20 protein-coding genes (1 of these 20 running past the window's edge) are annotated in these 26798 nt (G+C 73.7%); 14 read left to right on the top strand and 6 right to left on the bottom strand.

Annotated elements, in window-relative coordinates; genetic code table 11:
* Positions 1–33: 33 nt before the first annotated feature.
* Entirely contained in the window at positions 34–1272 is a 1239-nt protein-coding gene (locus tag HFV08_RS21810; protein ID WP_168541608.1) for an MFS transporter, read from the top strand.
* A 79-nt stretch (positions 1273–1351) separates the two neighbouring features.
* Here HFV08_RS21810 and HFV08_RS21805 read toward each other — a convergent pair whose 3' ends face one another.
* Entirely contained in the window at positions 1352–1804 is a 453-nt protein-coding gene (locus tag HFV08_RS21805; RefSeq protein ID WP_168541606.1) for a VOC family protein, read from the bottom strand.
* 358 nt (positions 1805–2162) lie between these two features.
* On the bottom strand, positions 2163–3008 hold the full coding sequence (locus tag HFV08_RS32145) for a universal stress protein (protein ID WP_168541604.1): 846 nt from the start codon (positions 3006–3008) through the stop codon (positions 2163–2165).
* 338 nt (positions 3009–3346) lie between these two features.
* Here HFV08_RS32145 and HFV08_RS21795 point away from each other — a divergent pair, with 338 nt between their 5' ends.
* Both HFV08_RS21795 and HFV08_RS21790 read left to right on the top strand, forming a co-directional pair.
* Positions 3347–3496, top strand: coding sequence for a hypothetical protein (locus tag HFV08_RS21795; protein WP_168541602.1), 150 nt, complete (start codon positions 3347–3349; stop codon positions 3494–3496).
* Positions 3497–3548: 52 nt separating this feature from the next.
* Complete coding sequence (locus HFV08_RS21790) at positions 3549–4253, top strand: alpha/beta fold hydrolase (protein ID WP_168541600.1); 705 nt, start codon at positions 3549–3551, stop codon at positions 4251–4253.
* Between the two features lie 113 nt (positions 4254–4366).
* Here HFV08_RS21790 and snpA read toward each other — a convergent pair whose 3' ends face one another.
* From snpA to HFV08_RS21770, 4 genes are all read right to left on the bottom strand, one after another.
* The gene (snpA, locus tag HFV08_RS21785) at positions 4367–5026 is read right to left on the bottom strand and encodes a snapalysin (protein WP_168541598.1); all 660 of its coding nucleotides are present in this window, start codon (positions 5024–5026) and stop codon (positions 4367–4369) included.
* 255 nt (positions 5027–5281) lie between these two features.
* Positions 5282–5656: a MerR family transcriptional regulator gene (locus HFV08_RS21780; RefSeq protein WP_168541698.1), complete on the bottom strand. Its 375-nt coding sequence runs from the start codon at positions 5654–5656 to the stop codon at positions 5282–5284.
* A gap of 26 nt (positions 5657–5682) precedes the next feature.
* A complete protein-coding gene (locus tag HFV08_RS21775) occupies positions 5683–6516 on the bottom strand; it encodes an SDR family NAD(P)-dependent oxidoreductase (RefSeq protein ID WP_168541596.1) in 834 nt (277 codons plus the stop codon).
* A gap of 151 nt (positions 6517–6667) precedes the next feature.
* Positions 6668–8185: an FAD-dependent monooxygenase gene (locus tag HFV08_RS21770; protein WP_312885776.1), complete on the bottom strand. Its 1518-nt coding sequence runs from the start codon at positions 8183–8185 to the stop codon at positions 6668–6670.
* Positions 8186–8486: 301 nt separating this feature from the next.
* Here HFV08_RS21770 and HFV08_RS21765 point away from each other — a divergent pair, with 301 nt between their 5' ends.
* The 11 genes from HFV08_RS21765 to HFV08_RS21715 all read left to right on the top strand — a co-directional run.
* A complete protein-coding gene (locus tag HFV08_RS21765) occupies positions 8487–9263 on the top strand; it encodes an alpha/beta fold hydrolase (protein WP_168541592.1) in 777 nt (258 codons plus the stop codon).
* Between the two features lie 278 nt (positions 9264–9541).
* Positions 9542–11059, top strand: a complete 1518-nt coding sequence (locus HFV08_RS21760) for an FAD-dependent monooxygenase (protein ID WP_312885775.1) — start codon at positions 9542–9544, stop codon at positions 11057–11059.
* A 121-nt stretch (positions 11060–11180) separates the two neighbouring features.
* Positions 11181–11915 (top strand): SDR family oxidoreductase, encoded by a 735-nt coding sequence (locus HFV08_RS21755; protein ID WP_168541590.1) that lies wholly within the window; start codon positions 11181–11183, stop codon positions 11913–11915.
* A gap of 107 nt (positions 11916–12022) precedes the next feature.
* A complete protein-coding gene (locus tag HFV08_RS21750) occupies positions 12023–12346 on the top strand; it encodes a hypothetical protein (RefSeq protein WP_168541588.1) in 324 nt (107 codons plus the stop codon).
* Between the two features lie 365 nt (positions 12347–12711).
* Positions 12712–13797, top strand: coding sequence for a PP2C family protein-serine/threonine phosphatase (locus tag HFV08_RS21745; protein WP_168541586.1), 1086 nt, complete (start codon positions 12712–12714; stop codon positions 13795–13797).
* 243 nt (positions 13798–14040) lie between these two features.
* Positions 14041–14442: a Crp/Fnr family transcriptional regulator gene (locus tag HFV08_RS21740; protein ID WP_168541694.1), complete on the top strand. Its 402-nt coding sequence runs from the start codon at positions 14041–14043 to the stop codon at positions 14440–14442.
* Positions 14443–15049: 607 nt separating this feature from the next.
* Positions 15050–16051: a FecCD family ABC transporter permease gene (locus tag HFV08_RS21735; RefSeq protein WP_168541584.1), complete on the top strand. Its 1002-nt coding sequence runs from the start codon at positions 15050–15052 to the stop codon at positions 16049–16051.
* A 95-nt stretch (positions 16052–16146) separates the two neighbouring features.
* On the top strand, positions 16147–17208 hold the full coding sequence (locus HFV08_RS21730; protein ID WP_168541692.1) for a FecCD family ABC transporter permease: 1062 nt from the start codon (positions 16147–16149) through the stop codon (positions 17206–17208).
* A 249-nt stretch (positions 17209–17457) separates the two neighbouring features.
* Positions 17458–17676 carry an MbtH family protein gene (locus HFV08_RS21725; RefSeq protein WP_040245994.1) on the top strand — a complete coding sequence of 73 codons (219 nt, stop codon included), beginning with the start codon at positions 17458–17460 and terminating at the stop codon, positions 17674–17676.
* On the top strand, positions 17673–19733 hold the full coding sequence (locus tag HFV08_RS21720; RefSeq protein ID WP_168541582.1) for a multicopper oxidase family protein: 2061 nt from the start codon (positions 17673–17675) through the stop codon (positions 19731–19733). Before HFV08_RS21725 ends, HFV08_RS21720 begins: the two co-directional genes overlap by 4 nt.
* A gap of 163 nt (positions 19734–19896) precedes the next feature.
* Positions 19897–26798 carry the 5' end (the start) of a non-ribosomal peptide synthetase gene (locus HFV08_RS21715; protein ID WP_168541580.1) on the top strand. It continues 10462 nt past the right edge of the window, so the window shows 6902 of its 17364 coding nt (coding positions 1–6902); its start codon is at positions 19897–19899; the stop codon falls past the right edge of the window.

The following is a 26798-nucleotide window of genomic DNA, read 5'->3' as shown; positions in this document are numbered from 1 at the left end:
CGCCCGGGACCGCTCGGCCGGAGGCTGTCCGCCATGGGCAACCACCTTCTGCGGCCCGCCCCGGGCCCCTACCGCCGGCTCTTCTCCGCCTCGGGCGCCACCGCCTTCACCGCGGGCAGCCTGCTCGCCCGGCTGCCCATGGGGATGTCCGGCGTGAGCCTCGTCCTCATGGTCGCGGGCACGCGGGGCTCCTACGCCCTCGCCGGGGCCGTCTCCGCGGTCGGCCTCGGGGTGACGGCCGTCGTCGCGCCGCTGATCGCCCGGCTCGTCGACCGCCACGGCCAGGCGCGGATCGCGATACCCGCGGTCGTCCTCTCCGTCTCGGCCTCCGCGGTCCTGGTCCTGTGCGTGCGCCGCGAGGCACCCGACTGGACCCTCTTCGCCTCCTACGCGGCCACCTCCTGCGCCCCCAACACCGGCGGCATGGCCCGCGCCCGCTGGACCCACCTGTACCGGCACGACCCGGCCGCACGGCACGTGGCCAACTCCTTCGAACAGGTCGCGGACGAGGTCTGCTTCATGCTCGGCCCGGTGCTCGCCGCCTTCCTGTGCACGGCGCTCTTCCCGGAGGCGGGCACCCTCGTCGGCGCCGTCCTGCTGCTCAGCGGCGTCCTGCTGTTCTGCGCCCAGCGCGGCACACAGCCACCGGCGGGCTCCGGTACGGCGCGGGGGCGGGCACCGCTGCGGACCGCGGGCATGCCGGGAGTGCTGCTCACCTTCGTGTGCACGGGCGTGGTCTTCGGCGCCCTGGAGGTCACCACCCTCGCCTTCGCCGAGGCACGGGGGCACCCGGGCGCGGCGGGCGCGCTGCTCGGCCTGCAGGCGGCCGGTTCGTGCGCGGCGGGGCTCCTCCTGGGGCTGCGGGCCCCGGCCGCCTCGCTGCCGCGGAGGTTCGCCCGGTGCACGGCGGCGATGGCCGCGCTGACGGCACTGCCGCTGTCGGCCCGGGACCTGCCCGTGCTCGCCTGCTGCCTCTTCCTCGCCGGTTGCGCCACTGCCCCCGCGATGGTCACCGGGATCACGCTCGTACAGTCCCTGGTGCCCGAGGACCGGCTCAACGAGGGCATGACGCTCGCGGTGACCGGCATCCTCACCGGCGTCTCGGCCGGAGCGGCCGTGGCCGGCTGGACCGCCGAGCACCTGAGGCCGGGCTCCGGCTACTGGATCCCCTGCGCGGCGGCCACCCTCGCGGCACTGACCGCGCGCCTGCGTGCCACCCGCGGCGAGGGCACCGCGCCTGCCGGGTGCCCGCGGCAGGGGGCCGGGCTGTGACCCGCGGGGCACCACCGGCCACGTCGGGCGGAGGGACGGAGCCAGGTCGGCGGCGGTCCCGACCGGCGGCGGCTGATTCCTAGGCGTTCCCGGCGGGCGGATCGGCCAGGATGCCCACCAGCAGCCCCGTGGACTGGCCCACCTCGATGAGGTAGCCGTCCGGGTCCCGCAGATAGCAGCGGAGTTCGGCCTTGCGGTCGAGCGGCGGGGTGAGGAACTCCGCGCCCTTCGCCGACCACCGCTCGTAGCAGTCCGCGATGTCGGCCACGCGGAGGTTGAGGAAGCTCGTCGCGGTCCCCGGATCGGTGGGCGGGCGCAGGCTGACATCGGGCTTGTCGGGGGTGGGGCCGCCACCGGGGTTCATCAGGATCCAGCTGTTGGCGAGCTTGACGATGCACGGGTTCTCGGCGAGCACCACCTCCCCGCCCAGGATCTCCGTATAGAACGCCCGCGACCGCGGTACGTCCGCGACCGTCAGGAAGTGGGTGACGAGCAGTCCCGTGTCCGGGGCCGGAAGATCGTCTCGGCGCATGTCGTGCTCTCCCTCGCCGGATGGCGGATGCGGGCGTGGCCGCGGCCGGGCGGATCGCCGAAGGGGCACGACCCCGGGGGGAGGCCGGACCGGCCGCTCGGCTGCCCGGGCCTCACTCCGCGGGCCGCACCCGGGCCGCACTCGTGCCCTGATGCCCCTCCATGGTGGGTCCGGGTGGCCCGATGCGAAAGTCGGGCGGTGCGCGGTCCGGCCCCGGGGCCGCCCCGGGGCGGTCAAGCTCCGCGCACCGCCGCGTACGTGCTCGTACGCGCTCGTACGTGCCGATCCGCACCGCCGCCTGCGTGCCCACTCGTACGTGCCGGTGCGGACCCGGTCGGGCCCGGCGCCGTACGCCCGCTCACTCGCAGGGCACGACCGCGACCGGCGCCACCGCGTGCTGCAGCGCCGCATGGGTCACCGGGCCGATCCGGGAACCCAGCGGCAGATGCCGCCGCGCGCGGTGGCCGACGACGAGGAGCCCGGCCCCGGCGGCGGAGTGCAGCAGCCGCGGACCGACGGCCCCGGAGCGCAGCACCCCCTCCACGGGGACCTCCGCCTCCCCGGCCCCGGCCGCCGCGAGCGCCGCGCGCAGCGCGGGGGAGGCCGCCGACTTGGCGTTGGCCCCCACCTTCGGATTCGGCAGCGCGGAGGGGTAGGAGTAGACCCCCTGGAGACTCCAGACGTGGACCGCCCGCAGCGGGTGGTGCTCGCGCCGGGCGGCCTGGAGCGCGTAGGCGAGGACCGGGTCGGGCACCGTCCGCAGGTCGAGACCGGCCACCACGGGGCGTTCCGTGTCCGCACCGTGGGCGCTGCCCTCGGGCACCACGACCACCGGACCGCGGGCGTGCGCGACCAGGCCGAGCGCGAGCGAGCCGGTGAGCCGGGTGGTCACGGCGTGCGCGGGGCGCGAGCCGATCACCACCAGCTGCGACTTCTCGGTGCTCGCCGCGAGCGCCTTCGCCGGATCGTCGGCGGCCTCCTCGACGGTGATCTCCAACTGCGGGTGGCGGGTGCTCAGTTCGGAGACCTTCGCGGAGAGCCAGGAGCCGTCCGGCTCCGGCGGGTGGGACCCGGCTGCGGGCCGCCGCCGGGCCCGGAGGAGCCTCAGCGGAGCCGCCCGCAGGACCGCCTCGCGCGCGGCCCAGTCCGCCGCCGTCAAACCTTCCGGGGACCGCGCGGCCCCCACCGTCACGGGCAGGACCATGATCTGCCTCCGCACCCGGACGCCACGTCCGCCGCCGCGCCCGTCGCCGTCGGTTCCCCCCTCCCAGGAGAGCACCGGCGGGGCGCGGCGGCCAGCATCCCTGGTCACGCTCCCGGTGCGGACCGGCCCCGCGCCGGGGAGGATGTGCGGCTGCTCACCCACCCGGCGTGGCCGCCGTCACTTCGCCCCGGCGGATCCCGATCTACACTCGGCGCCGCTCGTCATTGATCAACACCCGTCGATCCGTACCGCATGACCAGCGCGAGCACGCATGCATGTATCGCACCATCACGAGCACAAGTACCAGGACCAGCACCGAGATCCTCAGGGGGACCGCAATGCCGACTGCCACCGAACCGGCTTCCGCGCCGATCTACGAGAGCCTCGTCGAGGAGCGCGGCGATGTGCCCGCCGAGGCACGCGAGACTGCCGAGGAAGTGTGGCGCGAGGTCGAACTCGCCGTGGACTTCCGGTCGGCGGCCGTCTGACCGGAGGCCGCGCCCGGACCCCGTTGTCAGACCCCTCCGCTACCTTGCGGGCATGGCTGAATTCGTACTGGTAGCAGGGGCATGGCTGGGTGGCTGGGCGTGGGACGAGGTGGCGCCCGGGCTGAGAGCCGCGGGCCACGGCGTCCATCCGGTGACGCTGCCCGGTCTCGCCGAGAAGCGCGAGGAGACCGCCGTGGGCCAGCAGGCCCATGTACGGGAGATCGTCGAGGCGGTGGAGAGAGGCGGCCTGAGCGAGGTCGTCCTGGTCGGGCACAGCTACTCGGGCATCCCGGTGGGCCAGGCCGCGGAACGGATCGGTGAGCGGCTCGCCCGTGTGGTCTTCGTCGACTCCGAGGTTCCGGTGGACGGCGAGTCCTTCGCCTCCGGCTGGTGGCAGGGCCCCGCCGAGCTGGAGGCCGCCCTCGCGAAGAACGGCGGCGAGTGGGCGCTGCCCACCGCCCCCGACTTCGAGGGCCAGGGGCTCACGGACGAGCAGATCACCCGGTTCGTCGGCGCTGCGACCCCGCATCCCGGCGCGAGCCTCACCGAGCCCGCCGTCCTCGACCGCCCGCTCGGCGAACTCCCCGCCACCTACCTCAAGTGCCTGCTGGACGGCCCCGAGCCGAATCCGACCGTGGCCGCCCTGCTGACCAGCCCGCACTGGGAGCTGGTCGAACTCGACACCGGCCACTGGCCGATGTTCTCCCGGCCCGGGGAGCTGGCCCAGATCCTGCTGCACTCGGCACCGGCGGCCTGAGGGCCCGGGGCCACGGGGAGGGGGCGTACCGCAGAGAGGCGGAGAAACGGCGCCGGGCCGCCCAGGTTCTTCCTGAACGGCCCGGCACGGTACGGGAGTCGGCGACCCTCGGGTCAGCGGGCGGCGCTCTTGTGCAGCGCCTTCTCGAAGCCGTTGGCCCACAGCTGCTCGACCTTGGCGCGCTCGGCGGAGTCGGGCTGCGAGTTGGTGCAGGAGGTCCCGGGGCCGTGACCGGACATCAGCTGGCTGCACGGGCCGTCGTAGGTGTCGGGGAGGCCGAGGACGTGACCGGTCTCGTGGGCGGTGACGCGCGTGGAGTCGTACTCCTCGTTCTGCGCGTAGTCGAGGAAGATGTACCCGCTGCCATGGCCGTCGGTCGAGGCGTACGAGCCGCGGGGGTCGTTGCCCTCGCGGTACTCGAAGTCGGCGTTGGAACCTTCCTGGAGCTGGACGTTGGCGACGGCGCTGTTCCAGATGCCCACGGAGTCGGCGATCTGCTCGGCGAAGGCGGGGGCGCCTGAGGCGTCGTAGGTGACGGTGACGGCCTTGATGCCCGGGTTCTCGGCGCGCTTCTCGGCGACCGACTTCATCACGGCCTCGAAGAAGGCCGTGTTCGCCTTCGCCTCCGCCTTCGAGCCCTGGTAGGCGGCGGCCGAGGTGGTGGCGGTCGGCGCCTGGGCGGCACCGGCGGGGGCGGCACCGAAGGCGGCGAGGGCACCGGCGGTCAGCGCGATACCGGCGGAAGCGGAGACGAAACGACGGGAAAGCTTCATGGTGGGGGGACTCCTACTCGTTCTGTGGGGGCGAGAACGGTTGGCACAAGGAGTGTCATGGAGGAGCGAAGCCGCCGGATGATGCCAAAGGGGGATAGGGGCCGGCTATCCCCCTGGGTCAACGGGCTTGCCCTGCACGGCAGTTGGCGCGCGAGTTGGCGAGACGAGCCGTCACGGGCAACGGTCGGGAGGCAGGTCCCGGGGAGGCATCCGTCACGCGGAAGCCGGGACCGGGCCCGCCCTCTCACCCGGGCGTCAGGAACCCGCCCCTTGCACTCCGGCCGCCTCCGCCTGGCGCAGGGCCCCCGCCAGCCGGTCGCGGATCTCGGTCTGGGCGGACAGCCGGGCGTCGAGCACGGCGAGCCGCTCCCGGGCGACTTCCAGCCCGCGGCCGCTGGGACGCGCCGCGGCGACATCACCGTCCAGGCAGGGCAGGAAGACCCGGACATCCTCCAGGGTCAGCCCCGCGGCCAGAAAGTAGCGGATATTGCGGACCCGGACCACCGCCGAGTCCGCGTAGTGCCGGTAGCCGTTGGCGGCGCGCGTCGAGGAGAGCAGCCCGGCCTGCTCGTAGTGGCGCAGGGCCCGTGCCGTGGTCCCCGCGGCAGCCGCCAGTTCGCCGATCCGCATCCGCCCACCTCCGGCCGCCATGCCTATCACGCCACCACGGCACCCCCGTCCACCGCGAGCACCGCTCCGGTCACGAACGAGGCCCCCGCACCGGCGAGTCGGGTGATCGCCCAGGCCACCTCCGCCGGCCGCCCGATCCGGCCCAGCGGGGTGTGCGCCAGCTGCCACGCGCGCACCGCCGCCTGCCGCTCGGCGCTGAGCCCTTGATGGTCGCCGATCGGGGTGTCGACGGCGCCGGGGGCCACCGCCACCACCCGGACACCCCGGGGCGCCAGTTCGACCGCCCAGCTGCGGGTGAGCGATTCCAGTGCCGCCTTGGTCGCCGCGTAGACGGAGCTGCCGGGCCAGGCCCGCCGGTCCACCGATGTGCTGACGTTGACGATCACCCCGCCGGAGGCCTCCAGGGCGGGCAGCGCGGCCCCGGTCAGCAGGACGGGCGCCACCAGATTGGTCGCGAGCTGGGGGCCGATCGTCTCCGCACCGAGCGAGCCGAGAGGGCCACCGCGGACGACGGCGGCGTTGTTGACCAGGACGTCGAGCCGCCCGTGCGTCTCCAGGACCCGGCGGACGATCCGCTCGGGCTCCCCCTCGACGGTGAGGTCCCCGGCCAGGGCGGTGATCCGGGGATCGGCCGCCGAGGTCTCCCGGAGCGGGCCGAGGCGCCGCCCCACCACGACGACCTCCGCCCCTTCGGCCGCGAAGGCAAGGGCGGTGGCCCGCCCGATCCCGGTTCCGCCCCCGGTGACGAGAACGGTCCGGCCGCCCCGCGGACCGCGACCGCCGTCCTCACCGCCGCGCTGCTCCCCGTCCCCGTGCCGCTGCCTGCCACCGTCATCTCGTACGCCGCTGTGGTGTCCCATGGCGAAGAGGGTCCGACCCTGCCGCCAGTGACAGGGTCAAGTCCGTGTCGCCGGTGTCGTCCACCTCGGCTCTTCGGTGACGGTGGTACGAGCGGAGGGCGGGGCAGACGGTGAGCCCGATGGGCTCGACATGCCCGCCCCGCCCGGTGGTTCAGGCCCTGACGGACGCCGGTCCGAACCAGCGGGTCAGCGCCCTGCCGAGGCCCTCCGCGTCCGCCTGCCCGTCGGTGGTTCCGGTGGCGGGCGGTGCCCAGGCGAGGTAGCCGTCGGGCCGGATGAGAAGGGTCTCGGGAAGCGGCGCGGCCGAGCTGCCCTCGCCCGGAGTGTGCGTGGCGGAGACCGCGGTGACGCGGTCCGCCCACCCGTCGGGAAGCTGTTGCGCCGAGGCGGAGCCGGGCGCGGTGAGGTGCAGCGGCCTGCCGTCGAGCAGCAGTTCGGCGATCCGGGTACGGGTGCCGTCCTCCAGGGTGAACTCGGTCCCGGGGTCGATGCGGCAGCCGAGGAGGGGATGCGGCTGCTCCTGGCCGGTCTCCATGTCGTAGCGGACGGTCAACCCGCTGACGTGACCGGCCAGATGGTGCGCGGCCTCCGGGTAGGCGAGCAGCTCCCGCAGGGTGGCGCGCAGGGGTTCGAGTTCGTCGCCGGTCAGGTAGAGCGTGGAGGCGGCGTGGGTGTCGCGGAGCAACTGCTGCCCGATGGGGTGGCGTTCGGCGTGGTAGCTGTCGAGCAGGGTCTCCGGGGCCCGGCCGCCGAGCACTGCCGCGAGCTTCCAGCCGAGGTTGGCGGCGTCCTGGATACCGGCGCTCAGCCCCCAGCCCGCGAGCGGCGGCGTGTGGTGCGCGGCGTCCCCGGCGAGCAGCACCCGGTCCTTGCGGTAGTGGGTGGCGAGCCCGGCCGCGTTGTCGAAGTGGCAGATCCACCGTGCCTGCGCGTGGTGCAGGGACTCGCCGGTCATGCGCTGCCAGGCGTCGGCGACATCCTCGTAGGTGAGGGGCCGCTCCAGCCGGGGCGGGAGCGACTTGTCGTGGATGAGGATGCGGTAGTACCCGTCGCCGAGGCTGACGGAGAGGATCATGTTGCCGCCGGGAATGCGCTGCCCGGTGGGGCGCTGGCCGACCTCGGCGCCGGTGATGTCGGCCATGAACATGCCCCGGGTCGCCTCCCAGCCGGGAGCCTTGATGCCGGCCGCGGTGCGGATGGTGCTGCCGCCGCCGTCGCAGCCGACCACGTACGCGGCGGTGTCCTCGAAGGCGCCCTCCGGTCCGTCGAAGTGGACGGTGACGTGGTCGGGGTCCTCGGTGAGGCGCGTCGCCGCGTAGCCGCGCCGGATGGTGACGCCGAGTCCGGTGATCCACTCGGTCAGCAGCTCCTCGGTACGCGACTGGGGCAGACCCAGCACGCCCCGGTGGTTCTCCGCCAGCGCGCTGAGGTCGATGCCCACACCGCCGAAGTGCCCGTTCTGGCCCCAGCGGATGGTGCCGAGACGGCTGAGGAGTCCGCGCTGGTCGAATATCTCGGCGACGCGTTTGGTGAATCCGAGCGCCCGCGATTCCCCCGACGGTGCCGGAAGCTTGTCGTAGACGACGACGTCCGCCCCGCCGAGGCGGATTTCCCCGGCGAGCATGAGTCCGACGGGCCCGGCCCCGACGATGATGACGCGATTCTCCACGTTGCGGCTCTCCCGTGTGAAGTGAATTCTGCCTGAGGTGCGCGACTGCGGGCACCGGTCAATTCGGTTCGGTGTGACGTGAATTGAGCGGTGCGGTGTGCTGCGGCGGGCGGGGTGGGGCGGATTTTTCGTGAGGGTAGCCGGTCGGGTGCGCCCGTGCGAGTGCGGTGTTTCCGCGGTTGAACGGGCAGGTGGCGCGGCTCGGTGTGCGGTCCGGGTACGCGTTGACGGCGGGGCGGGTGGGTTGCTTGGTTGTGGGGGCTGGATTCGGGGTGTGGTTTTCGATGTCGAGGGGGTTGTGATGGAACATGTGGTGTCGGCGGACGGGACCGCCATTGCTTACGAGCGAAAGGGAGAAGGCCCTCCCTTGGTGCTGCTCGGCGGCGGATTCCGGGACCATCACATCTTCGATTCGATCGTCACCGAACTGGAGGCGAATTTCACGACCTTTGCCTATGACCGCCGGGGCCGCGGGGAAAGCGGTGACGCCGAGAAATACGCGGTGGAGCGCGAGGTGGAGGACCTGGCCGCCGTGATGGAGGCGGCGGGCGGCGAGCCTTTCGTCTTCGGGGGATCGAGCGGTGCCCTGCTGACCCTGGAAGCGGCGATGGTGGGCGCGCCGATGAGGAAACTGGCGCTGCTGGAACCGCCGTACCGGGTGGCGGGCCATGTGGGCCCCCCGCCGGGTTTCGCGGAACGCCTGGACAGCCTGCTGGAGCAGGGGCGCCATGGTGACGCCGCCGAGATGTTCCTGCTCGAACTGGTGGGTTTCACCCCCGAGATGGTCGAGGAGTGGAAGAACTCGCCGATGTGGGCGGCGAACGAGGCGGTGGCGCACACCCTGCCCTACGACACGGCGGTCTGCGGCGACGGACGCCTGCCGGTCGAACGGCTGGCCCGGACGCAGGTGGAGACGCTGGTGGTCAGCAGTACGCAGACCGGCGACTGGCTGCGGGCGGCCTCCCAGGAGACGGCGAAGGCGCTCGGGCGGGGCCGGCATCTGGAACTGCCCGGGGTCTGGCATCGCGTACCGCCCGAGGTGCTGTGCCCGGCGCTGATCGAGTTCTACACGGACTGATCCGCTCTCCGCGGCGGGGCGTCCGGTCCGGCACGGCAGCAATTCCCGGGAGAGCGGCTCCCTGAACCTCCGCTCTCCCGCTTCTCATGCCGCCCGCCTCCTTTCGCCTTGTTCTCTCCTGACCTTCCTCCGCGCTCTGCGGTCTCTCTATTCCTCTGTTCCTCCGTCTTCTGTGGTCTGCTTCTTCTGTCGTCTGTTGGTTACCAATTCCCGGGTTTCTTCCCTTCCCCGTCGTGGGGTTGGGGTCGCGTTGCGGTGTGTGGGAAGGGCTGATCGGTGTGGGTGAGTTCGGCGAGCGCGATGGCTCGGGTGTGTGGGAGACCGACGTGGTCATCGTGGGCGCGGGCCCGGTCGGGCTGATGCTCGCCGGGGAGCTGCGGCTGGGCGGCGTGGACTGCGTGGTGCTGGAACGCGAGGCCGTACCGGTCGACCAGTCGCGCGCGCTGGGGTTCACCGCCCGGACGATCGAGGTCTTCGACCAGCGGGGCCTGCTGCCCCGTTTCGGGGGATTCGGCACGATCGACATGGGGCATTTCGGCGGGGTCGGCCTCGACTACCGCGAGGTGGAAGGCGGTTCGTACGGGGCGAAGGCCGTACCCCAGTCCTTGACGGTGGCGGTCCTGGAGAAATGGGCCGAGGAACTCGGGGCGCGCATACGCCGCGGGTGGGAGGTCACGGAATTCACCGAGGAGGACAAGGGGGTGGTGGTCGAGGCGCGTTCCGCGGAGGGCGCTCAGGTCCGGGTGCGCGGGGCTTTTGTGGTCGGATGCGACGGAGGCAGAAGCCTGGTGCGCAAACGGGCCGGGGTGGAATTCCCCGGTTCGGACGCGGGCGTGGAGATGTCCTTCGCCGAGGTGGAGGGCGTACGGGTGCGCCCCCGCCCCAACGGCGAACGCGTAGCCGGCGGAATGGTCCTCTGCTTCCAGCAGGGCCCCGAGCGCTTCAGGGTGACCTACTACGACCGTGCCGCGGTACCGCAGCGCGAGGTCGTCCGCCCGTCCTTCGAGGAAGTGGCGGAGGCCTGGCTGCGGTTGACCGGTGAGGACATCAGCGCGGGACGGCCGCTGTGGGTCGGGCGGTTCACGGATGCGAGCCGCCAGGCGGTGACGTACCGGCGGGGGCGGGTGCTGCTCGCGGGGGACGCGGCCCATGTGCATCTGCCGATCGGCGGCCAGGGCATGAGCGCCGGGGTGCAGGACGCGGTGAACCTCGGATGGAAGCTGGCGGCCGAGGTGCAGGGCTGGGCGCCGGGGGGCCTCCTCGACAGCTATCACGAGGAACGGCATCCGGTGGGCGCACGGGTGCTCACCAACACCTTGGCGCAGCGCACCCTCTACCTCTCGGACGATGCGATGGACCCGATGCGCGAGGTCTTCGAGGAGCTGACCGCGTACGAGGAGGTACGGACCCACCTGATCGGCATGGTGACGGGCCTGGACATCCGCTACGAGGTCGGGCCGGGCGACCATCCCCTGCTCGGACGGCGCCTGCCCGCACGGCAGTTGACCGGCCCGGACGGTACGCCGGTCGAGGCGTTCACCCTGCTGCACCGGGCGCGGGGCGTCCTCCTCGACTTCACCGGCTCCACCGCGACCGGGGGTGCTGACTGGGCGGACCGGGTGGACACCGTTGCCGTCCGGTGCACGGACACGGCCGCGCGGGAGTTGTTCGCGGGCGTGGGGGCGGTCCTGGTGCGCCCGGACGGATACGTGGCCTGGGTGGGCCGGGAGGGAGAGCCCCTGGAGGGGCTGACCGAGGCCCTTGCCCGGTGGTTCGGAGTCCCGGCCGCGGCCTGAGGCCGGGCGCGACGTCGGCTGAGGGGTGCGGCGGCTGCCGACTCCGGTGCGGCCGACGCGATGGGCACGGTGTGCGGGTGTGCGGGTGTGTGGGGTCTGTGGTCCGTGGCGATGAGGGGTGATGAGCGTGTCGGATGGGCGAGTTGCCCTGGTGACGGGGGCGAACAAGGGGATCGGGCTGGAGGTGGTGCGGCAGCTCGCGGGGTTCGGGGTGGAGTGCCTCCTCGGGGCGCGGGCGGAGGTGCGGGGCAAACGGGCCGAGGGGGAGTTGGCCGCCGCGGGTCTGCGGGTGCGGGCGGTGCGGCTGGACGTGACCGACCCCGTGTCGGTGGCCGCGCTCGCGAAGTGGGTGGAGCGGGAGTACGGGCGGCTGGACGTGCTGGTCAACAACGCCGGAATCGTGGGGAGTTTCAGCGGTCCGCCGAGCGAGGCGGGCGGCGAGGACATGCGGGAGGTCTTCGAGACCAATGTCTTCGGCGTGGTCACGGTGACCAACGCGATGCTGCCGCTGCTCCGTCGCTCTCCCGCGGGCCGCATCGTGAACCTGTCGAGCGACGCGGGTTCGCTCACGCTGAACGCGGATGAGCAATCCCCTTTCCGCGGCTACAACCTGATGACGTATCAGTCCTCGAAGACGGCGCTGAACGCCCTGACGGTCGCCTACGCGAAGGAGTTGCGAGGCACGGGGATCAAGGTGAATTCGGCGAACCCCGGGTTCACGGCCACGGACATCAACGGGCATCGCGGGCACCGCACGGTCGAGGAGGGCGCCCGTATCGCGGTCCGCCTGGCGACGCTCGGCCCCGACGGCCCGACCGGCACCTCGCAGGACGACAACGGCACGGTTCCTTGGTGACGGCGTGGAGCCGCGGGGGTGCGGGGGCGGCAGGGCGTGAGGTCCCCGAGGCGTAGGCAAGGGGAGCCGAGTGCTCTCGCCCGTCGGAGCGTGGAGGTGCCGGGACTGTGAGAGCTGTCGTCGTCTGGTGGGATCTGGACGGGTCGGGCCAGACCCTCTCCGCCCTGCGGGACTCGCTGGAGGCGGAGGGGGCCGCGTCCTGGGAGCGGGTCGAGGGACTGTGCCTCAAGCTGTGGGTGGCCGATCCGGTGGGCAACCGGTGGGGTGCGGTGATGGTGTGGGAGCGGGAGGTGCCCCCCGTGGGGTCCCTGCCCGCGAACCGGGCCGCTGAGCTGATCGGTTCTCCGCCCACCGTGCGCGTCGAGTTCGAGGTGGAGGCGGCGGTGGCGGGCCCGGCGTGGAGCGCGCTCGTGCCTCAGGCGGAGGGGTGAGGTGGCCCCCGGCTCTCCGAGGACCCTGATGTTTGATCACTCTGTGTAATGGTGTGGCTGCTGTGTCAGTCTTCCTCCATCGGCCCGGCCTGGCCGATGGAGGAACTACGCGCGCTGACCCCTCCTGCCCTGTGCCCCTCGCGTACCGTCGTCCGCTTCTCCCAAGTGCCGGTCGCTCCGGGCCGCCGGTTCTGCGCGCGTAGTTCTTCGTGTCGGCCCTCCGCGCCCATGGTCGGGGCGGTGTGGGCAGGCGGCTGGTGGGGTTCTGTCGGTACTTTGTTTGTATGAGTTTCGTGGGGTTTGGCGAGTTTGGTGCGCACCCCGGTGCGGGCACCGGGTCAGGGGTGGGGCGGTACGAGCGGTTGATGTTCTGGGTGGTTCTCGGGGTGCCGCTGCTGTTGCTGCTGATAGATCTGGCCGGCGGCAGGACGATCCGGATCAGCGGGCTGATGGTCGCCGCCCCGCCGCTGGCGGCGGTGTTCTGCGGACCGGGTGCGGTGCTGGTCATCGGCCTGGCGACGCTGGGTTCCGTGGTGGTGGCGTCCTGGTTCAACGGTCTGGTGGGGGTGGCGAACTTTCCGGTGGTCGTCGCGACGGCGGTACTGATCTGCGCGGCCTCGACCATGGCGAGCGCGATCCGGCGACGGCGCGAGCGTGAGCTGACGCGCGTACGGCGGGTGGCGGAGGTGACACAGCGTGTCCTGCTGCGACCCCTGCCCCAGCGGGTGGGGCCGCTGGCGGTGGCGTCCTGCTATCTGGCGGCGGAGGAGGAGGCCGCGATCGGCGGGGACCTGTTCGCCGCCGCGTCGATGGGGACGACCGCCCGGGTACTGGTGGGCGACGTGCAGGGCAAGGGGCTGTCGGCGGTGGCGACGGTCTCGGATCTGCTGGGCGCCTTCCGCCGGTCGGCCCGCAGCCGTACGCCGCTGCCCGAGCTGGCCCCTTCGCTGGAGAGCAGTCTGTGGGAGGACCTGGAGGAGCGGGGAAGCGAGGAGAAGGAGGGGGCCGGGGCCGAGGGGCGCGGGGTGAAGCGCCGCCAGCTGGAGGGGTTCGTGACGGCCGTGGTGGTCGACCTGCCGGAGGGCGAGCACCGTATCCGGGCGCTGAACTGCGGGCATCCCTCGCCGCTGCTGCTGCGGGACGGACGGGTGACCGAGCTGGCCGCGAGCCGGCCCGCGGTGCCCCTGGGGCTGGGCGATCTGGCCGCCGAGCCGGTCCGGGTCGACGCCTTCGACTTCGCTCCCGGTGACACCCTGCTCCTCTACACGGACGGGGTGATCGAGTGCCGTGACGCGGCGGGGTCCTTCTACCCGCTTGCCGAACGCGTCGCCCGCTGGACCGACCGCGACCCCGAGCGCCTGCTGGCGACGATCCGCGAGGACCTGCGCTCCTTCGCCCACCCCCGCCTGGAGGACGACGTCGCCCTGGTCGCCATCCGCCGGGATTCCTGAGGGCCTCACGGTCCTCGCGGAGACCTCCGGCGGACTCACCGCACGTCATCGACGAGTACGGACCGTGGCCGGGGCGCTGTCCGGTGTCGTGACGGCGGGGCGCCTCGTCAGGCTGGTTCCGGTGTCCGGTTTTAGGCTGGTTGGGGGAGATGCCTGACCAGGTGGGGCGGGCGCGGGAGGTGGTGTGTCGTGGGTTCGGTGCGGTTGCTGAATGTGGTGCCGCGTGACTTCCGGGCGCCCTTGATGTCCCTGGCGCGGGAGGTGGGCTTCCCCGCCGACGCGCGGGTCTGCGAGGCGGGTGGCGTGGCGGACCGGTTCTGGGTGGTGCGGTCGGGGGTGGTCTCCCTGGATGTGTGGGTGCCGGGGCGGGGAAGACTGGTGGTGGATTCCCTGGGGCCGGGCGACCTGCTGGGATGGTCCTGGCTGTTTCCGCCGTTTGAGTGGGACTTCGGGGCGGAGGCGTTCACGCAGGTACGCGCCTACGAGTTCGACGGTGCCTCGGTACGGCAACTCTGCGATATGCGACCGGCGTTGGGGGTCGTGCTGCTGCGCGGTGTCGCGGAGGTGCTCGCGGAGCGGTTGGGTACCACGCGGGCGGAGCTGGTGGAGCAGCATCGGACGCACAGCGGTCCACTGCCCTCCTGACCGGTCCGGAGGCTTCTCCGCGTCAGGGTTCCGGCCCCCGGCCGTGAGCGCCAACTGCCCTGCCCTGACGTCGGGTTCACGCTTCCGGGCGTGAACTTCCCTGCGCCGTCGATCCCTTGGTCATGGAGGTGTCCGCGGCGCCTGCTGCCTGCTGGGAGGTGGAGGTGAATCTCGGCTGCCTTCGCTCTGGTGAGTAAGGTTAGCCTTACTTTACGATGCGGGGTTGTGTGTCCTGACGTGTCCGGGCCCTTGGCCGGACGGACGTCTGGACGGACGCCTTGTCGTGGGTCTGGACGGAGCCGAACGCGGTCCCGGGTGACGTGGGGAGGAAGAAGCGATGCCGTGAACGGGGCTGCCGTGTAACCGGCTTCCCGTACCGGCGGGGGACTTTGTTGACGGGCTTCTTGTGCAGGCGGGTTTTTGTGTCGTTGGTTTCTGCGGGCGGGTGAGTGAAGTAGTGCGTACCAAGGGTTCTTTTCCTCATGACCATTCAGTTTCTGATTCCCCTTCGGATTCCGCTCCGCATTCGCTCTCGGGGTCGGAATCGGTCTCGGTTCCGGGATCTCTTTCTGCCTCTGCTGGGTCTGTTCCCGGGTCCGGCGGTGGTGTGGTGCGGGTGTTGTTGCGGGGCGGTGGGCTGGTGGTCGTGGGCGGGGTGTTGCTGGTGTTGGTGGTGCTGAGCGTGGGGGTGGGGGTGAAGGGGGTTTCCTGGGGCGAGGTCTGGCGGGCCTTGTGGGGTGACGACGGTTCGTATGCGGCGGGTGTGGTGCGTGAGCTGCGGGTGCCGCGGACCATGGTGGGGCTGTTGGCGGGTGCCGCGCTGGGGGTCGCGGGGGCGCTGATGCAGACGTTGACGCGTAATCCTCTGGCGGATCCGGGATTGTTGGGAGTGAATGCGGGAGCCTCGGCGGCGGTGGTTTTCGCCATCGGTTTCCTGGGCGTGGGGAGTTTTCTGTCGCTGGTGTGGTTCTCGTTCGCGGGGGCGGCGTTGGCGAGTGTGGTCGTGTATGTGCTGGGGGCCTCGGGACGCGGCGGGCCGACTCCGGTGCGGCTGGCCTTGGCGGGGGCGGCGGTGAGCGCGTCCCTGGGCGGGCTGATCGCGGGGCTGACGGTCTTCGACGCGGCGACCTACGACTATCTGCGGTTCTGGATGGTGGGGTCGTTGGCGGGGCGGCGGCCCGAGCTGGTGGGGGAGTTGGCGCCCTTCGTGGGAGTGGGACTGGTGTTGGCCCTGCTGCTGGCGCGGTCGCTGAACTCCCTTGCGCTGGGGGAGGAGTTGGGAAGAGGGCTCGGGGTGCATGTGGCCCGGACGCGGCTGGGGACGGTCGTCGCGGTGACGCTGCTGTGCGGGGCGGCGACCGCGGCGGCGGGCCCGATCGGCTTCGTGGGCCTGGTGATTCCGCTGGTGGCGCGTTGGCTGGCCGGGCCCGATCTGCGATGGAGCCTGCCGTACTGCATCCTGCTCGCGCCGGTGCTGCTGCTGGGCGCGGACATCGTGGGGCGTCTTGTGCTGCCGGAGGGGGAGTTGGAGGTCGGTGCGGTGACCGCGCTGATCGGTGCCCCGGTCTTCATCGCGATGGTCCGCCGCCGCAAGGAGGTGTCGCTGTGACGGCCGCCCGGGTGTCCGCACCGACCGAGCCCGAGTCCGCGTCCACCGCCGGGCCCGCCGGTTCTGCCGCCGGGGGTGTGAAGGCGGCCGGGGGGATGTGGTCGCTGCGGTGGCGGGGTGTCTCGATGCGGGTGCATCGGCGTACGGCGTGGGTGTGTGCCTGGTGCCTGGCGTTCGCGGGTGTGCTCCTCGTGGTGAGCCTGTGCACGGGGGCGTACGCGGTGGCTCCCGCGCAGGTGGCGCGCGCCCTGTTCTTCGGTACGGGTGATCGGCTCGCGGTGTTCTTCGTGACGCAGGAGCGGTTGCCGCAGGCGCTGCTCGCGCTGCTGGTGGGGTGCGCGCTGGGGGTCAGCGGCGCGGTGTTCCAGAACCTCTCGCGCAATCCGCTGGCCAGTCCTGATGTGATCGGCTTCAACAGCGGGGCGGCGACGGGCGCGATCGCGGTCCTGGTGGTGGGCGGCAGCAGTGCCCAGGTCGCGGTCGGGGCGATCGGCGGGGGGCTGGCGACCGCGGCCGTGGTGTTCCTGCTGGCGAGCAGGGGCGGGCTGCACGGTGTGCGGCTCGTGCTGATCGGTCTGGGGGTGACGGCGATGCTGGGGTCGGTCAACTCGTATCTGCTGACCCGTTCCACGCTGCACAACGCGCAGAACGCGCACATCTGGCTCATCGGCACCTTGAGCGGCCGCTCCTGGGGGGCGGTCCAGGTCATGGCCGTGGCGCTCGCGGTGCTGCTTCCGGTGAGCGTGGTGATGGGGCGGCGGCTGCGGATGCTGGAGATGGGCGACGACCTGGCCCGGGGGCTCGGGGTCGGCGTGGGGCGCAGCCGGCTGGTGCTGACGGTGCTGGGCGTCGGGCTGTGCGCGGTCGCGGTGGCCAGTGCGGGACCGGTGCCCTTCGTGGCCCTGGCCGCTCCGCAGATCGCGATGCTGGTCGCCCGCAGTCCGGGGGTGAGTCTGATGGCGGCCGGGGCGAGCGGGGCGCTGCTCCTCTCGGCGGCGCATCTGGTCTCCAACCAGGTGCTGCATCTGTTCGCCCGGCTCCAGTTGGTCGACGACACCCAGCAGGACAGCCAGTTGCCGGTCGGGGTGACCACCGCGGTCCTCGGCGGTGTCTACCTCGCCTGGGTCCTCTTCCGCAGGCGCCGCACCACGGTCTGACCGGCGCCCCTCAACGGCCCCCGGAGGCACGGTTCCCGGTCGCGCCGGGGTCCAACTCACCATCGGGGAGGCGCCGTTCACCCGGCGCGTCCGTTCCCGGTGCCCCGGGCTCGTCAACAGGCCCGGCAGGGGCCGGTGTTCACAGGTGGTGGGGGACGCGGGGTGTGAGGTGGCCGGAGGGGCGAGGGCTTGCCTCTGTCTCCGTATTAAGGTTAGGCTTACCTAAGTTGATTGTACGGAGGAGGATTCGTGACGAACCCATTCGAGGACGAGGACGGGGTGTACCTGGTGCTCGTCAACGACGAGGGACAGCACTCCCTGTGGCCGTCGTTCGCCGAGGTCCCGGCGGGGTGGACGGTGGCGCACGGTGAGGACAGCCGTGCGGCATGCCTGGAGTACGTGGAGAAGAACTGGACGGATCTGCGTCCCAAGAGCCTGATAGAGAGCATGGCCGCCGACCCGTCATGAACCTTTCTTCCCTGTTCACGCGGGACGCCCTGGGCAGACGCGGGTTCCTCATCGGGGCGGGTGCCGTGGGCGGTGGTGCCGCCTGGGCGAGCGCCGCCCTCCTCACCCACCCCGGTGCCGGCGGTGCCGGTGCGGCTCGCGCGGTGGCCGCTCGCCCCGAGCTGATGACCGCGGCGCTGGGCAGCGGCCTGGAGCGGGTGCCCGGTGCGCTCACCCAGGCCCGTGCCACCGCCGCCCCCTCCCGGGGCGGGCTGACGGCCGCCGCGCGGGCGGCCCGGGCGGCGAGGGAACTGGCGCCGTTCGCGGACCGGTTGCCGGTCCCGCCGGTGCTGCGCGGGCGCGGCGGACGGCTCACGGTGTCGATGCGTACGGCCTCCGTACGGTTGCACCGGGACCTGCCGGCCACCCGGCTGTGGACGTACGAGGGCGGGCATCTGGGGCCGACGATCGAGGCGCGCAGCGGACAGCGGCTGCGGATCGCCTGGGAGAACGACCTCACCGGCGCCTTCCCCCTCGCCGCGGTCCGGGTGCCCTTCGCCTTCGAGGAGGGCCAGCCTCTGATGTGGGACCGGCCCGGCCGCGAGGGCGCCGACCCGCGCGGGGACGTCGCCGCGCTGCCGCCGTGGACCGCGGTCCATCTGCACGGCGCGGTCACCGGCGGCGGCAACGACGGCTGGGCCGAGAACGCGGTGCTGCCCGGGCACGCCCAGCTGAGCGAGTACCCGAACCAGCAGGCCGCGACCGGGCTCTGGTACCACGACCACGCCATGCACATCACGCATCTGAACGTGATGAGCGGGCTCGCCGCCGGTGCCTATCTGATCCGCGACGCCGAGGAGGACGGCCTCGATCTGCCCGCCGGGGAGCGGGAGTTGCCGCTGGTCCTCTTCGACCGCAACCTCGATCTGGACGCCGAGGGCCGTTTCACCGGCGACCTGCTCTACAAGGGCATCGTCGTCGCCGACGACCCCTACGAACTGGTGCGGCCCTTCACCGGCCCCTTCACCCTCGTCAACGGGCGCATCTGGCCCTACGCGGAGGTGGCGGGCGGCTGGTACCGGCTGCGGCTGCTCAACGCCTCCAACAACCGGCCCTATCTCCTGAAGCTGGTCACCGAGGACGGCACCGCGGTGGACGCGAAGAGGTTCGTGCAGATCGGCACCGACGCCGGACTGCTGCCGAAGCCCGCACCGCTCGCGGACGGGATCGCGCTGGCGCCGGCCGAACGCGCCGATGTCCTGGTCGACTTCTCCGCCTTCCGCGGCCGGCGGCTGCGGCTGGTCAACGCGTTGCCCGAGCCCGGCATCCGCGAGGACGTGATGCAGTTCCGCGTCCACGGCCGCGCCGAGGACACCGGCTTCCGGCCGCCCGCCGTGCTCGGCGCCGCCTTCACGCCCGTGGCCCCGGAGAAGGCCGCGAAGGCACCCGAGCGGATGGTGGTGCTCACGCCGGTCTACCCGAAGGACCCCGAACTCTGGGAGATGGCGGAGACCGAGGCGCCCACCGGGAAGCTCCCCCAGGACGGCATCGTCCAACTGGAGGACGCCGACGGGCGGGTACGCACCTTCAAGCGCGTCGCCTCCTCGTACCAGGACCCGGTGGCCTTCACGGTCGCCGCGGGCAGCACCGAGCGGTGGAGCTTTCTGAGCCTGGAGAAGTCCGAGGGCTCCTACCCGCACCCCATGCATCTGCACGCCACCGCGTTCTCGGCGCTCTCCCGCGAGGTCTACGACGTCAGCGCCTTCACCTTCTTCGAGCTGGACGGCGGCGGCTACGGCGCGGGTACCTCCAAACCCCTCAAGCGGGTCCGCGCCGGAGAGCTGAGCGCGGCGGAGAAGGGCCCCAAGGACACCATCGCGCTCAACCCGGCCGAACTGGTCACCGTGGCGGCCCGGTTCCACCACACGCCGGGGCGGTTCCTGCACCACTGCCACATCTACGAGCACGAGGACATGATGATGATGCGTCCCTTCGTCGTGCAGCCGAAGGCGGTCATCGACCTGGCCCCCCACGGCGCCCACGGCGGGTCACCGTCGGCGGGCCCCGCCCACCACTGACCGCCCGCCCCTCACCACCCCCCGCCAGCGCCCCCGCCACCCGCTCGCACCCTCCTAAGGGCGCGAGCGGGAGCCGGGTGCTGCCCGCGGCCGGGTGCCGTCCAGGACCACAGCCCCCCACCGGCCGATGACCGGTGCGTCAGCCTGCCGGGAGAACACGCGCATGAGCCCCCACCGCGACCGCCTGCCGCTCACCTCGGCACAGCAGGGCCTCTGGACCGCTCAGCGGCTCGACCCGGCCGGATGCGCCCATCTGGCCGCCGAGTACGTGGAGTTGACCGGACCGCTCCGGCCGGAGCTGCTCGCCGAGGCGATCCGGCACACCCTGGCGGAGACCGACGCCCTGACCGTCCGCTTCACCACCGGCGACGACGACACCTCTGACTACGACGCCACCACCGACAACCACGGCACCGGCTGCGAGGGCGGCGCCGCGGGTTCCGTCACCGGCGACGCGACCGGTGACACCGACCCCGAGGAGAACGGTGCCGAGGCCGTCCGGCAGCTGGTCGGCGCACACACCCCCCAGGCGCCGGAGACGGTCGATCTGCGGGACGAGGCCGATCCGGAGGCCGCGGCGCTGGCCTGGATGGACGGGGACCGGAGCCGCCCCGTCGACCTGGTCGGCGGCCGCCTCTACCGCCACGCGCTGCTGCGCACGGGCGAGGAGCGCTGGCTCTGGTACCACCGCTGCCACCACATCCTCCTGGACGGCTACGGGTTCGCGCGTGTCGCCGAACGCGTCGCCGCGCTCTACCGCGCCCTGGACGCGGGCGAGCCCCTGCCGGAGGCCGGGACCCTGCCGTTGCGGGAGGCCGTCGCCGTCGACCGGGAGTACGCCCGTTCCGCACAGCGCGGCCGCGACGCCGCCTTCTGGCAGGAGCACCTCGCCGACCGGCCGCGCCCGGTCTCCCTCAGCCGCCACCAGGGCGACACGCCCCCGGCCTCCACCTTCCTGCGGGTCCGCCGGGGCCTGGACCCCGCCGCCGTACGGGAGTTGGCCGCCACCGCGGGTCTGGCCAAGGCGACCTGGCCCGAGGCCGTGCTCGCCGCCTGGGCGCTGTATCTGACCGGCCTCGGCGGCGCGGCGGAGGCCGTGGTGGGCCTGCCGGTGACCGGGCGCAGCGGGAGCCAGCTGCGGGTGCCGACCACCGCCGTCAACGTGGTCCCCCTGCGGCTCGCGGTCACCGCCGGTGACACCCTGGCCGGGCTCCTCGGCCGGGTGAAGGACGCCCTGCGCGCCCAGCGCCGCCACCAGCGCTACCGGGGCGAGCAACTCCGCCGCGATCTGCGCCAGTTCGGCCAGGGGCGCACCCTGGTCGGCCCGCACGTCAACATCAAGCCCTTCGCCCCCGAGCTGTCCTTCGGGCGGTGCGCGGCCACCACCCACTACCTGGCCGCCGGTGCCGTCGACGACCTCACCGTCACCGCCACCCAGGACGCGAACGGCGCCCTCCAGCTCTTCTTCGACGCCCACCCCGGCCGCTACGAGGAGGCCGAACTCGCCGCCCACGCCGACCGGTTCACCGCCCTGCTCGCCCAGCTGCCCGCCCACCGCCTGGACACCCCGGTGGCCCGACTGCCGCTGACCGGCCCCGCCGAACACCGCGAGCTGACCCGCACCTGGGCCACCGGATCCGGCACCCCCGACCGGGCACCCCTGCTCACCGAGGCCTTCGGCGCCCAGGTCCGCACCACCCCCGGGGCCCCGGCCCTGCGCAGCGGCGCGGACACCCTGACCTACGAAGCCCTCGACGCCCGCGCCCGCGCGCTCGCGGGTGTCCTGGCCGCGCGCGGCGCCCGCCGCGGCACCCTGGTCGCCGTCAGCCTGGACCGGGCGCCCGCTCTCCTGGTGACCCTGCTCGCGGTGCTGCGCACCGGCGCCGGATACGTGCCGCTCGACCCCGCCTACCCCGCCGGGCGCCTGCGGCAGATGCTCACCGACAGCGCCCCCGCCCTCCTGGTCACCGACCGCCCCGGCACCGCGGACGCCACCGTGCCCGAGGTCACCGTGGACCAGCACGGCACCGCCCTCGACACCGCCCCCGGCGACGATGTCGGTGCGGGCGCGGCGGTGGGGGAGAGGGACACCGCCTACGTCATCTACACCTCCGGTTCGACCGGCACCCCCAAGGGCGTGGTCGTCTCCCACGGGGCGCTGGCCAATCTCCTGGCGGCGCTGCCAGCCGGGCCGCGTCCGGCCGAGGGCGAGCGGCTGCTCGCGGTGACCACGGTCTCCTTCGACATCGCCGCCCTCGAACTCTTCCTGCCGCTGATCTGCGGCGCGACCGTGGTCCTGGCCGACGCGGAGACGGTGCGCGACCCCTTCGCCCTCACCGCCCTGATCCGCGCCGAGCGGCCCGCCGTCGTCCAGGCCACGCCCTCGCTGTGGCGGCTCCTCGCCGAGGCCGATCCGGGGGCCCTCGCGGGGGTGCGCCTGCTCAGCGGCGGCGAGGCCCTCGCGCCCGACCTCGCCGAGCGCCTGTCCGGTCTCGGCGCGGGCCTGACCAACCTCTACGGCCCCACCGAGACCACCATCTGGTCCACCGCCGCCGCCCTGGAGCCCGGCACCCTCCCGCACGCGGGCTCCCCGCTGCGCCGCACCCGCGCCTACGTACTGGGCCACCGCCTGAACGCGCTGCCCGCCGGGACCACCGGCGAGCTCTACCTCGCCGGTGACGGCGTCGCCGACGGCTACCTCAACCGCCCGGCCCTGACCGGCGAACGCTTCACCGCCGACCCCTACGGCCCGCCCGGCGCCCGGATGTACCGCACCGGCGACCTGGCCCGCTGGACCACCGGCGGCCGACTGGAGATCGTCGGCCGCGCCGACCACCAGGTGAAGATCCGCGGCCACCGCGTCGAACCCGGCGAGGTCGCCGCCGCCCTCAACGCGCACCCCGCCGTGCGGGAAGCGGCCGTCACCGCCCGGCCCCCCGCCGGAGGCGGCGAGGCGGTCCTGGCAGCCTTCTACGTCGGCGCCGCCGAGGAGGCCGCGCTGCGCGCCCACCTCGCCCAGCGGCTGCCCGCCCATCTGATCCCCGCCCACTTCCGCGCCCTCGACCGCCTGCCGCGCACCCCCAACGGCAAGACGGACGTGGCCGCCCTGCCCGAGATCACCGCCCCCGCCGCGGGCCGCCGGGCCCCGGCCACCGGCCGGGAGGAACTCCTGTGCCGCCTCTTCGCCGAGGTCCTCGGCCTCGACGAGGTCGGCGCCGACGACGACTTCTTCGCCCTCGGCGGGCACTCGCTCAGCGCCGCCCGCCTGATGACCGCGCTGCGCGCGGCGGCGGGCGTCGAACTGCCGGTGCGCACCCTGTTCGACCACCCCACCCCCGCGCTCCTCGCCGCCCCGAGCGAGCACGCCGCCGGGGCCCGCCCGCCGCTGCGCCCCGAGCCCCGCCCGGAGCGGCTGCCGCTCTCGCCCGGCCAGCGCCGCCTGTGGTTCCTGCACCAGGCGGACCCGGCCGGAGGCTCGTACCACATCCCGCTCGCCGTACGCCTGACCGGCGAGCTCGACCCGGCCGCGCTGCGGGCCGCCCTGCGCGACGTACTGGCGCGGCACGAGGTCCTGCGGACCGTCTTCCCGCCGACCGGCGACGAGCCCCGCCAGGAGATCCGCGAGGCCGCCGCCCTCACCGTCCCCCTGGAACAGCGGCACCTGGACTCGCCCGCCGAGGAGGAGTCCGCCCTGCGCGCGGCGGCCGCCCGCCCGCTGGGGATCGAGGACCGACTCCCGCTGCGCGCGCACCTGTTCACCACCCGCGACACCACCGGTGGTGCCGCGCAGGTGCTGCTCCTCGTGGTGCACCACATCGCCGGGGACGAGTGGTCCCTCGCCCCCCTGCTGCGCGACCTGGCCGCCGCCTACGCCGCCCGCGCCGGTGGCCAGGCGCCGGACCTGCCCCCGCTGCCGGTGCAGTACGCGGACTACACCCTGTGGCAGCGGCGCACCGCCCCCGCCACCGAGGACGCCCAACTCGCCTACTGGCGCCGGGCTCTGGACCAGGCGCCCGAACAGATCACGCTGCCCTGGGCCCGGCCCCGCCCCCGCCGCACCGGCGGCGGGGCCGCCACCCACGGCTTCACCCTCGACGCCCCCCTGCACACCCGGGTGGCCGAACTCGCCCGTACCACCGGCACCACGGTGTTCATGGTCCTGCACGCGGCGCTCGCCGCCACCCTGACCCGGCTGGGCGCCGGTGAGGACATCGTCGTCGGCGCCCCGGTCGCCGGACGCGAGGACGAGGCGCTGCGGGAGGCCGCCGGTTTCTTCATCAACACCCTCGTCCTGCGCACCGACACCTCCGGCACCCCCACCTTCCACGAACTCCTGGCCCGGGTACGGGAGAGCGACCTGGGCGCCCTCAGCCACCAGGACGTGCCCTTCGAGCGGATCGTCGAGGCGCTCAACCCGCCCCGCAGCACCGGCCTGACCCCGCTCTTCCAGATCCTCTTCGCCGTACGCGAGGAATTCGACGAGCGGCCCCTGCTGCCCGGGCAGAGCGGGCGGCCGTGGCTGGTGCACACCGGGGAGGCCAAGTTCGACCTCCAGCTCACCGTCAGCGAACAGGGCGCGGGGCGCGAGGCCGGAGCCCTCCTCGAGTACCGCACCGCCCTGTGGGACGCGGCCGACGCCGCGCGCTTCGCCGCCGCCTACGTCCGCCTCCTCGACGAGCTGACCGCCGACCCGCACCGGCCCCTCGCCGACGTGGACCTCCTCACCCCCGCCGAACACGCCCGCCCGGCCACCGAGGCCGCCGCCACCGCCCGGGCCCTGCCCGCTGCCTCCCCGGCGCACCTGATCGCCGCCCAGGCCGCCCGCACCCCCGACCGGATCGCCCTGCACAGCGAGGGCGAGCAGCTCACCTACCGCCAACTCGACGAGCGGGCCGCCCGCCTGGCCACCGTCCTCGCCGCGCACGGCGCCCGCCCGGGCACCCTCGTCGGCGTCAGCCTGCCCCGCGGCCCCCTGCTGCTGCCCGCCCTGCTCGCCGTGCTGCGCACCGGCGCCGCCTACCTGCCGCTCGACCCCGACTTCCCGGCGGCCCGCCTGGCCACCCTCCTCGACGACGCCCGCCCCGCCCTCCTGGTCACCGACCGCCCCGAGGCCGCGCCCCCGGGCGCCGCCGCCCTGGTCGACCCCACCGACCCGGGCACCCGCTCCCGCATCGAGGCCGCCGAGCCGCTGCCGCTGCCGCCGATCCGCCACGGCGGGCACCCGGCCTACGTCATCCACACCTCGGGCTCCACCGGCACCCCCAAGGGCGTGGTCGTCCCCGAGCGGGCCCTCACCAACTTCCTGCTCGCCACCGCCGAGCGACTCGCCTTCACCGGCGAGGAACGCCTCCTCGCGGTGACCACCGTCGGCTTCGACATCGCGGCCCTCGAACTCTTCCTGCCGCTGACCCGCGGGGCGACCGTGATCCTCGCCGACCGCGAGGAGGTCCGCGACCCCCGCCTGCTCGCCGCCCTGCTCACCCGCACCGGCGCCACCGTCATGCAGGCCACCCCCTCCCTGTGGCGGGCCCTCGCCGAGCAGGCACCCGAGGCCGTCCGCCCCCTGCGGGTCCTGGCCGGCGGGGAGGCCCTCGCCCCCGATCTCGCCGCCCGCCTCGCCGCACTCGGCAGGGGCCTGACCAACCTCTACGGCCCCACCGAGACCACCATCTGGTCCACCGCCGCCACCTTGGAGACCGACCGGGACCTCGCCGCCCCGCACGTCGGCAGCCCGCTGTGGAACACCCGCACCCACGTCCTCGACCGGCGGCTGCGCCCCGTACCCGACGGACTGACCGGCGAGCTCTACCTCGCCGGTGACGGGCTGGCCCAGGGCTACCTCGACCGGGGCGCCCTGACCGCCGAGCGCTTCACCGCCGATCCCTACGGGCCGCCCGGCACCCGGATGTACCGCACCGGCGACCTCGCCCGCCGCCGCGCCGACGGCCGCCTGGAGATCCTCGGCCGCGCCGACCACCAGGTGAAGATCCGCGGCCACCGCGTCGAACCCGGCGAGGTCGCCGCCGTGCTGCGCCGCGACCCGCGGGTACGCGACGCCGCCGTCCTGGCCCACCAGGAGAGCGGCGAGAGCACCCCCCGCCTGATCGCCTACCTCGTCGGCCCCCGCGACGAGCGGGAGGCCCAGGAGGTGCGCCGGGAGGCCGCCACCCGGCTGCCCGCCTACCTGGTGCCCTCGCTCTGCCTGGTCCTCGACGCCCTCCCGCAGACCCCCAACGGCAAGCTCGACCGCGCCGCCCTGCCCGCGCCCGCCCCGGCCGCCGCCGGCAGCTCACGCCCGGCGAGCGGACCCCGGGAACAGGCGCTCGCCGCCCTGTTCACCGACATCCTCGGCCTGGACGAGGTGGGCGCCGAGGACGACTTCTTCGCCCTCGGCGGGCACTCCCTGCTCGCCGCCCGCCTGGTCGCCCGCGCCCGGCCCCTGCTCGGCGAGGACCTGACGGTACGCCACCTCTTCGAGGCGCCCACCGTCGCCGCCCTCGCCGCCCGGGGCCGCCCCGCCGCCGCGGACGGTCCGGCCGCCCCGGCACTGGTGCGCCGGGAACGCCCCGCGCGCCTGCCGCTGTCGCCCGCGCAGGCCCGGCTCTGGTTCCTGGCCCGCCTGGGCGAGACGGGCACCGCCTACCATCTGCCCTTCGTCCTCACCCTCACCGGCACCGTCGACCAGGACGCCCTCACCGGGGCCCTCGCCGACGTGGTCCGGCGCCACGCCGTCCTGCGCACCGTCTTCCCCGACGACGGCGACGGCCCCCGGCAGCAGATCCTCGACCGGGCACCCGAGTGCACCCGCCACACCGTCCGCGACGCCGCGGCACGCGAGCGCCTGCTCGCCGAACTGGCCGCCGAACCCTTCGACCTGACCACCCAGCCGCCGCTGCGCCTGAGCATCCTCACCGGCGAGCACGACGAGCGGGGCCGCGAGCGGCTCACCGTGCTGCTGCTCGTGCACCACATCGCAGGGGACGAGTGGTCCACCGCCCCGCTGCTCTCCGACCTGTCCACCGCCTACGCCGCCCGCCGCGAGCACCGCGCCCCCGACTGGCCCGA

It is taken from the genome of Streptomyces physcomitrii (assembly GCF_012273655.1).
In the GTDB taxonomy this organism is placed as follows: domain Bacteria; phylum Actinomycetota; class Actinomycetes; order Streptomycetales; family Streptomycetaceae; genus Streptomyces; species Streptomyces physcomitrii.
This window is presented reverse-complemented; position numbering and strand designations above follow the sequence as displayed.